At 73.1% G+C, this 2,514-nt stretch carries 2 protein-coding genes; one reads left to right on the forward strand and one right to left on the reverse strand.

Annotated features, from left to right (window positions below):
• Positions 1-405: 405 nt before the first annotated feature.
• Positions 406-996, forward strand: coding sequence for a hypothetical protein (locus tag E1211_RS31655; RefSeq protein ID WP_132353848.1), 591 nt, complete (start codon positions 406-408; stop codon positions 994-996).
• Between the two features lie 43 nt (positions 997-1,039).
• Here the strand turns inward: E1211_RS31655 and E1211_RS31660 are convergent.
• Positions 1,040-2,514, reverse strand: a 1,475-nt coding sequence (locus tag E1211_RS31660) for an amylo-alpha-1,6-glucosidase (protein ID WP_132353850.1), incomplete at its 5' end; no start/stop codon positions are given.

Below are 2,514 nucleotides of genomic sequence, written 5' to 3' on the forward strand. Positions count from 1 at the left end.
GCCCACCGCCCCGCCCGGCCGTCCCGTCGAGCAGGGTGACCGGACCCGGCCGATCGATCCCGGCGAGCATCCGGCCACCCACCGGACGACCGCCCGGTACGGTCGCACGACTTGACGCCGACGGAACCACCCTCGGCCCGCGCCCGGCGTGTCGGTGGCTCGTTCGCGTACGGCTGCGCTCCGATACGACGGTCGGCCGGGCCGTTGAGCGTTGTGCGGTGTTGGCCGCGCGAACCGACGGGGCGGCGACGCCCGACCGGCGACTGACTCGTCGACCAGCAGCATCCGACCTGACTCATGTTTCTGGTCGGAGTGTCGCTATTCGTCCTGGCGGCGACATCATCATCGGACGAATCCTTCCGTCGGCATCCCCGGCCCAGCCGGATGGCGTACTGCTTTCACTGCGTGGCGCCGGCCGAAGTGGCGGCGCTGCTCGACACGCCGCTGCGCGCGCTCACCGGCGAACAGCTGCGCCGATTCGCCGGCAAGGCGGTCAGCACCTGGGGTGACGTCACGGACCTGCGACATTTCCTTCCCCGGGTGCTGGAGGTGCTGGCCGTCGGCGGGATCGACGACCCGGTCGTGCCCACGAAGCTGCTCGGTATCGTCGGCGCGCACTGGCGCACCTGGCCCCGGGACGAGCAGCAGGCGATCGAGACGTACCTGGACGCCTGGTGGCGACACATCCTCGCGGGGTTCCCGGCGCCGGTCGAGGTGGGCGAGGTGCTCGCCGCGATCGGTGCCACCGGGGTCGACGTCGGGCCGTTCCTCGCGGCTTGGGTGGCCGACGGTGGCACCTCCGCGGCCCGTCACCTCGCCAACCATCTCGCGACGGCGCCGCCCGAGCCGGGACCGGCCTGGGCCGCGACGGTACGGGCGTGGCGGACCGGCCCGGAACCGGCCCGCGTGCTGGAGGCCGCCCTGCTGGTCACCGATGATCCGACCGCCGCCGAGGAGATCTCGGCCGGGTACGAGATCGTCGCGCCGCTGCGCTGACCCGCCCCGGGTCGCGGGCTCGCCGCGGCGGCCGAGGCGGCGGTCAGCGCAACCGGGGGCGACGGGTCCGGAGGGAGGAGGCGTGGTCGCGCCCGTACCCGTCGGAACGTCCCCAGCGGCCCGGGATGTCCAACAGCTCGACCCGCCCGAAGCCCGGCGGCAGCGCGGGACTGACCAGGAGATTGTCCCCGCTCGGCCGCAGCCCGAGCAGGGCGCTGAGCAGCAACAGCACGCCGCCGGAGGACCACGCCTGGGGGCGGCCGGCGGCCGGCAGCTGGACCGGGTACTTCGTCACCTCGCGCTCGTAGCCGGCGATCAGCTCGGGCACCGAGCCACCGAGAGTGCACGCCATGTCGAAGATGCCCGACGCGATCCGGGCGGCCTCCTCGTCGCGGCGGTAACGGCGCAGCCCGGCCGCGATCAGCGAGTTGTCCGACGGCCAGACCGCGCCCAGGTGCGACCCGACCGGGTTGTACCGGCGCTGGCCGGAGGCGAGCGTACGCACCCCCCAGCCGGAGAAGAGGGCCGGGCCGACCAGATGGGCGGCGACTGCGGCGGCCCGCTCGTCGTCGACGATGCCACTCCACAACAGGTGCCCGATGTTCGACGACAGCGCGTCCACCGGGGTGCCGTCCGGTTCCAGGGCCAGCGCGTAGTACTCCCGGTCCGGCAGCCAGAAGTCCTGGTTGAACCGCCGCTTCAGCTCCGCCGCCTCCTGTTCCAGCCGCTCGGCGTAGACCGGGTCGCCCCAGAACTCCCGGGCCAGTCGGGCGCCCCGCAGCTTGGCGTCGTACGCGTAGCCCTGCAGCTCGCAGGTCGCCCGGGGAAGGCCCGGCAGCCGGCCGTCGGCGTACGAGATCGCCTCCGGCGAGTTCTTCCAGCCCTGGTTGACCCACCCCTTGCGGCTGTTGCGCGTCAGGTAGCGCAGGTAACCGTCACCGGTGAGGTCGGCGTACTCGCCGATCCAGTCCAGCGCCATCCGGGCCGGATGTCGCAGGTCCCGCACGAGGTCGGCGTCGCCCGACCACCGCTCGTACTCGTCGAGCAGGACGACGAAGAGGGGCGTGGTGTCCGCCGCGCCGTAGTAGAGGGCTGTCGGTTCCTCACCGAACGCCGCCGCCTCGCCGTAGCGCAGCTCCGCCATGATCTTCCCGGGCTCCTCGTCGTGCTCGTCGTCGAGCCGGTCGCCTTGCAGCGTGGCGAGGGTTCGCAGCGTCGCCCGGGCCAGCTCGGGGGTGAACGCCATGGTCTGCAGGCCCGTGATGATCGCGTCCCGCCCGTAGAACGCCATGCCCCACGGCAGGCCACCCACCGGCACCGCCCCCGCCTTGGTCAACGGAACGTAGCGCAACGCGGCCAAGTCGACGAGGCTCTGCTCGTACGCCGCCGTCAACTCCGTCCGCTCGGTGATCAGCAGCGGCGCCCGGTCGATCCACTCCTGGAGCTCCTCGCGCATGCCCCGGCGGACGTGCTCCCGGTGCTCCTCCAGGCTGGCCCGCAGGTCCCGCCCACCCGCGC

The organism is Micromonospora sp. 15K316 (assembly GCF_004348525.1).
Lineage (GTDB): Bacteria > Actinomycetota > Actinomycetes > Mycobacteriales > Micromonosporaceae > Micromonospora.